Below are 6,423 nucleotides of genomic sequence, written 5' to 3'. Positions count from 1 at the left end.
GGCTTGCGGCGCGGCCTGTTTCTGGTGCTTGGACAGGCTGACGGTCAGCCGGTCGTTTTCGTCATATTCGCGCTTGACGGTCAGTTCGGTCAATTCGTTGCGATCGAGCAGTTCGGCCAGCGCCTGGATGAAGGCGACATCGCCCTCGTGATGGCGCTTGTCTTGACCAGCGTGTTTGGAATCGTCGCTCATGCCGTCCTCTGGATGTCGTTGTCGGGGCCCGCGTTCTGATTGCGCGGCGGATTTGGGCGTCCTTATAGACCGTCGGGCAACCCAAGGGAAAGGGATTCGCCGCCTAGCCCCTGCGTTTCCAGCGCCGATGGACCCAGAACCACTGCTCCATATGGTCGCGGACCAGCCGCTCCAGATCGTCGTTCAGCGCCTGCATCATGGTCGGGGCGTCGCTGTGGGGGATGGGCGCGCCGACCTCGACGCGAAAGCTCAGCCCGTCGGGCTGGCGCACCCCGGCGATGGGCAGGATCAGCGCATCATAGCGCAGCGCCAGTTCCGCCGGGGTCAGCACCGTCCTGGTCGGCAGGCCGAAAAAGCGCAGCTCGGCGCCGTGGACGTCGAACTGGTCGAAGCCCAGCGACAGCCAGCCCCCACCCTTGAGAAAGCGCAGCATCGCCGCAAGCCCGGCGCGGCCGCGCGGGAACATCGGCTCGGCGATGGCGCGCATGGCGGGGATGTAATGGCGGTTGAACGCCTCGTTGTTCATCGGCCGGTAAAGCGCGCCGACCGGCCAGCCGCGCCCGGCAAGCGCCGCGCGCATGGCGTCGTAATTGCCGAAATGCGCCACGGCCAGGATCACCGGCCGGCCCGCCTGCGCGGCCTGTTCCAGCGCCGGCAGGCCGGGGCCGGCCAGCGGGTCGGCGGCATGGATGCGGTCGGTGAACTCGGCGCCGGAATAGATCTCGGCCAGCGAGCGGCCGGCGTTGTCGGGCACCGCGCGGGTCAGGCGGCGGACCTCGGCCGCGGAAAGGTCGGGACGCGCCATGGCCAGGTTGGCGCGGATGCGCCGGCGCCAGCCCGCCAGCGGGCCAAGCAGATGGGCAAAGAACCAGCCCATCGCGGGCACGCGCCGCCGATAGGGCAGGATGCGCGCCAGCCCCATGACGGCCAGGAAGGCGCCATTGGCGATGCGGTCGCGCAGCGGGGCGGGCTCCTGGGTCTCGGTGTCGGTCTCGGTCATTGCGGCCCCGTTCCGGCGGCCCGGTTCATCGCGCGGGCCTCGCGCATCCAGACATATAGGCCCGCGGCCACGATGATCAACGCGCCGATGAGGGTCCAGAGGTCGGGCAGGGTGCCCCAGAACAGCCAGCCCCAGAGCCCGGCCCAGACCAGCCCGGTATAGCCGAAGGGGGCGATGGCCGCCGCCTCGGCCAGCGAGAAGGCGCGGATCAGCAGCGCCTGCGCCGCCGTGCCGAGCCCGCCGAGCAGCAGGAAGGCCCAGAGGTCGCCGGCCGCGATGGGCTGCCAGACGAAGGGCACGGCGAGCGAGGAGAGGACCGTGCCGACCAGCGCCGACCACAGGATCGAGGTCGCGGTGGAATCGCTTCTCGCCATGCGGGTCAGGATGGCGCCGGCGGCATAGGTGAAGGCCGCGGTGAGCGCCAGCAGCGCCGCGGGATGGAAGACGCCGGCGCCGGGGCGGATGATGAGCATGGCGCCGCAGAAGGCGGCGAGGATGCCGAGGATGCGGCGGATGCCGATGGATTCGCCCAAAAAGACGGCCGCGCCCAGCGTGATCAGCACCGGGTTGAGGTCCATGATCGCGGTTGCCTCGGCCAGGCCGATGAATTGCAGCGCGCTGAAGAACAGCAGGCCCGAGCCGAATTGCGTCACGCCGCGGAAGAACTGCACCGCCGGGCGCCGGGTGGCGAGGGCATGGCGCAGCCGCGGCGCGAAGATGACCGCGACGATGGCCAGGTTGGTGACGAAGCGCACCCAGACCACCTGCACCGGGTGGTAGAGCGTCGAGAGATGCTTGCCGGTGGCATCCATCAGCGTGAACAGGAAGATCGCCAGCAGCAGGAGCAGGATGCCGCGCAATTGCGCCGAGCGCGCCGGATCGCCCGCGGGCGCGAGGATCGGCGGCAAGGCGCCGGGGCTGGGTTCGGGCGGTGTCATGGCATGTCCCTCTTGTTCCCGCTTATGCCCGTGGGCGGCGGCGGGGTCCATGGGGGCGGAGCGGGTGCCTGCCCGCGCCGTCGCATGGGTATTTGGGGAACGAAGAAGCCGGGCGGGGATTCGAGGGGACCAGGCTTCGGTGCCGGGATTGGGCAGGCCGCGCCGGAAAGGGCGCGGCCCGGATGGGTCAGCCGAGCAGGCGGCGGGCCTCGGCGATGGTCGCCTCGGCGGTGATGCCGAATTCCTTGTAGAGCGTCGGCGCCGGGGCCGAGGCGCCGAAGCCGGTCATGCCGATGAAGCCCGAGGTTTCCTCGCGCCCGCGCTCGCCCAAGAGCAGCCAGTCCCAGGGCTGGCGCACGGCGGCCTCGATGGCGATGCGCACGGTGCCGGCGGGCAGGACCTGCCGGCGGTATTCGGCGTCCTGGTCGCGGAAAAGCTCCATCGACGGGACCGAGACCACGCGGGTCGGCACGCCCTCGGCCTCGAGCGCGTCGCGGGCGGCAACGGCGATTTCCACCTCGGAGCCCGAGGCCATCAGGATCACCCTGGGCTCGGCGCTGGCCTCGCGCAGGACATAGGCGCCCCTGGCCGAGAGGTTCTCGGACCCCGCATCCTCGCGCAGCAGCGGCAGGTTCTGGCGTGACAGCGCCATGACGGTCGGGGTCGATTCGCTCGACAGCGCGATTTCCCAGGCCTCGGCGGTCTCGATCAGGTCGCAGGGGCGCAGGGTCAGCGTGTTGGGCGTGGCGCGGCAGATCGCCAGGTGCTCGACCGGCTGGTGGGTCGGGCCGTCCTCGCCCAGGCCGATGCTGTCATGGGTCATGACATAGGTCACCGGCAGGCCCATCAGCGCCGAAAGCCGCATGGCGCCGCGCGCGTAATCGGTGAAGCACATGAAGGTGCCGCCATAGGGGCGGAAGCCGCCGTGCAGCCAGATGCCGTTCATCGCCGCCGCCATGCCATGTTCGCGGATGCCGTAGTGGATATAGCGGCCCTGGCGGTTTTCCGGCGTGAAGATGCCCAGATCCTTGGTCTTGGTGTTGTTCGAGCCGGTCAGGTCGGCCGAGCCGCCCAGCGTCTCGGGCAGTTCGGGGTTCACCACCTCCAGCACCATCTCGCTGGCCTTGCGGGTCGCGACCTTGGGCTTGCTGGCCAGCGCCTGCTGCTTGAGCGCGGCGATGGTGGGCGCAAGCCGCTCGCTGGTGCCGCCAGAGATGCGGCGGGCGAATTCGTCGCGGTTTTCCGCCGCATCGACGCGGGCGGCCCAGGCTTCGCGTTCCGCCCGGCCCTTGGCGCCGATGGCGCGCCAGTCGGCCAGGATGTCATCGGGCACGGTGAAGGCGGCGGCATCCCAGCCCAGCGCCTCGCGCGCGGCGGCGATCTCGGCCGCGCCGAGCGCCGAGCCATGCACGCCCGAGCTGTCCTGCTTGTTGGGCGCACCGAAGCCGATGATGGTCTTGCAGGCGACCAGCACCGGGCGGTCGTCCTTGCCGCTGGCCGCATCGGCCAGGGCGCGGGCGATGTCGGCCGGGTCGTGGCCGTCGCAGCTGAGCGTGCGCCAGCCCGAGGCCTCGAAGCGCTTCAGCTGGTCGGTCGAATCCGACAGCGACACGCGGCCGTCGATGGTGATGTCGTTGTTGTCCCAAAGGACGATCAGGTTCTTCAGCTTCTGGTGGCCGGCCAGGCCGATCGCCTCCTGGCTGATGCCTTCCATCAGGCAGCCGTCGCCGGCGATGACCCAGGTCTTGTGGTTGCACAGGCCCTCGCCGAACTGGGCGCGCATCGCCTCTTCGGCGATGGCGAAGCCGACGGCGGTGGCGATGCCCTGGCCCAGCGGGCCGGTCGTCGTCTCGATCCCCTCGGCATGGCCGTATTCGGGATGGCCGGCGGTGATCGCGCCCCATTGGCGGAAGTTGCGGATCTGGTCGATCGACATCTGCTCGTAGCCGGTCAGGTGGAGCAGCGAATAGATCAGCATCGAGCCATGGCCCGCCGACAGCACGAAGCGGTCGCGGTCGAACCAGTTCGGCGCGGCGGCGTCGAATTTCAGGTGGTCGCGGAACAGGACCGTGGCCACGTCGGCCATGCCCATCGGCATGCCGGGGTGGCCCGAGTTCGCCGCCTCGACGGCGTCCATGGAAAGGGCGCGGATCGCGGTGGCGAGGCGCCAGTGGGCGGGATCGGCCTTGCGGCGGGCGGCGATGTCCATATCGGGATTCCGTGCTGTTGTATGGCGGCACGTCCTGATAGGCAGGAGGGCGCGCGGTTGCAAGCCGCAAGGGGGACGGAGGGGCGGTTTCGCATGACAAAGCATCACGCCATCATCGGTTTCCGGCAGGACCGGATCGGCGCGCGGCTGATCTGCCTGCTCAACGTCATGCGGATCGCGCGCAAGTTCGGGGTCTCGGGGCGCTATCTGTGGCTGTCCCAGCCCGGCGGCCCCTATCCCGAGCTGGCCGATCCGCGCGATTTCCTGGATCCCGGCTTCGTGGCCGCGCATATCGACGTGGTCGGGCGCGCGCCCGACCGCGCGGGCCTGCGCAACCTGCCCGCGGTCGCGCCGGGCATGAGCCGCGCCGGCTTTGCCCGGACCCTGGCCGAGGGGCGGCGCTACGAATGCGACAGCATGGCCGAGATCCTGCGCTTCATGGACGAACCCGAGGCCGAGGCGGCCGCCGGCCTGCGCGCCGTGGCCGCCGATCTGGCCCTGTCCCCGCGGCTGGCACGGGCGCTGGCGGATGCGCGGCGCATCCTCGAGCGCGCGGGCGGCGGCCGGCCGCTAGCGATCCATGTCCGGCGCGGCGACATCCTGGACGGCGATCCCTGGTCCTATTCCTCCTGGGCGTCGAAATATGTGCCCGACGAGTTCTTCCGCGCCTTCGTCGCCGCGGTGGAGGGGCCGGTGATCGCCTTTTCCGACACGCCGGCCGCGGTCGAGCATCTGCGGCAGGGCGATCCGCGCATCCTCTCGGTGCAGGAGTTGCTGGACCCCGGCGCGCTGACCCCGGCCGAGCGCGACCTGCTGGAACTGCTGCTGATGGCCGGTTGCGCCCAGGTGGGCGCGCCCAGCCACAGCGCCTTTTCGCGCGCGGCGGCGATGGTGGGGGAATGCCGGATCGTGACCCTGCCGGGGGCGCTTCCCGCCGATCTGCAGGCTTCGGCCCATGATGCGCTGCTGGAGCGGGTGCTGTCGCGGCCGGAGAGTTTCCTTGCGCCCGGCGATCTGGCGCAGAGCATTAGCTATGCCGCCGGCCATGCCCGGCGCTGCGGCCGAGGCGCGGAGCTGGTCGATGCCTTGGCCGGGAACCGCGCGCTGCTGGAGCGTTTCCCCTTTCTTTATCGCGAGCTTGCGGTGGCGGCCTGGTCGGCGGGTCGGGCGCAGAAGGCGCGGCGGCTGGCCTTGCAGGGGCTGGAGGCGCCGCTGATGCGCAACCGCGACAAGCCGCAATGCCGGCAGGTGCTGCTGGTCACGGGCGGGCAGGGCAGGAATGCGGATGGCGCCGCGCCCGCACCGGACGCGGCCTTCGTGGACATGGTCCTTGCCGGGCGCTCGGCCGAGGGGCCGATCATGCCCGCCCTGGCGCATCGGCTGATGCGCGAGGGCGGCGCGGCCAGCCGGGCGCTCGGCTTCGCCCCCGAGCTGCTGGCGACCTATGCCCAGCCCGATCCGGAACGCGGCAAGGGCCGGATCCTGCCGCTTTGGCTGTTGCGAATCGACTGGTCGGAGTTCATCCGCGATCCGGGTCCGCAGCGCGAGCTGCTGGTCTGGCCCGACCTGTGGCGCAAGCTGGGCCCCGGCGCCGAGGCGCTGGCCCCGGTCGAGGCGGCGCTGGCCAGGGGCGAGCAGCCGCCGCTTGCCGAGGGGGACGCGGCCTGGCTGGGCTTTTGCGCCTCGGTGCTGCGGCTGCATGGCCGGCTGAACCGGGCGCTGGCGCTGCTGCACTGGCTGGATGCGGCGCGGCCGGGCCGGATGCTGACCTGCAAGCGGCTGGCCGATGTCTGCTTTGCCGCCGGCAATCGCAAGGCCGGGCAGCGCTGGCTGGATGCGGCGCTGGCGCTGGCGCCGGACCAGCCGCTGCTGCGCCTTTCGGCCGCGCTGCGCGCCGCCGAGGCCCAGGACGTCCCGCGGGCCGAGGCGCATCTGCGCGCCGCCCAGGCGGCCTGGCCTGAACTGGGCCTGACCCAGACCCTGCGCCGCACGATGCGCCGGCAGATGCAGGCCGGCGCGCTTGCGGATGCCGCATCCTGCGCGGCGCAGGCCGGCTGATCACGCGATCGTCATAAAGCATTTGC

Annotated in this window: 4 protein-coding genes and 1 pseudogene; 1 reads left to right on the top strand and 4 read right to left on the bottom strand. The window is 71.2% G+C overall.

The features are described from left to right. From IT40_RS17800 to tkt, 4 genes and pseudogenes are all read right to left on the bottom strand, one after another. Positions 1–192, bottom strand: a pseudogene (locus IT40_RS17800) (acetyl-CoA carboxylase, biotin carboxyl carrier protein); the annotation flags it as partial. Positions 193–295: 103 nt separating this feature from the next. Beyond that, positions 296–1,192: a lysophospholipid acyltransferase family protein gene (locus IT40_RS17795; RefSeq protein WP_052096114.1), complete on the bottom strand. Its 897-nt coding sequence runs from the start codon at positions 1,190–1,192 to the stop codon at positions 296–298. Continuing rightward, entirely contained in the window at positions 1,189–2,130 is a 942-nt protein-coding gene (locus IT40_RS17790) for a DMT family transporter (protein WP_036757975.1), read from the bottom strand. The genes IT40_RS17795 and IT40_RS17790 overlap by 4 nt, the downstream gene beginning before the upstream one ends. A 187-nt stretch (positions 2,131–2,317) precedes the next feature. Further along, a complete protein-coding gene (gene tkt, locus IT40_RS17785; protein WP_036757953.1) occupies positions 2,318–4,339 on the bottom strand; it encodes a transketolase in 2,022 nt (673 codons plus the stop codon). Between the two features lie 93 nt (positions 4,340–4,432). Here tkt and IT40_RS17780 point away from each other — a divergent pair, with 93 nt between their 5' ends. Then, entirely contained in the window at positions 4,433–6,397 is a 1,965-nt protein-coding gene (locus IT40_RS17780) for a hypothetical protein (RefSeq protein ID WP_036757951.1), read from the top strand. Positions 6,398–6,423: the final 26 nt, after the last annotated feature.

Source organism: Paracoccus versutus, assembly GCF_000763885.1.
GTDB classification, from domain to species: domain Bacteria; phylum Pseudomonadota; class Alphaproteobacteria; order Rhodobacterales; family Rhodobacteraceae; genus Paracoccus; species Paracoccus versutus.
Note: the sequence above shows the minus strand (reverse complement) of the source record. Positions and strands in the feature narration are given on the sequence as shown.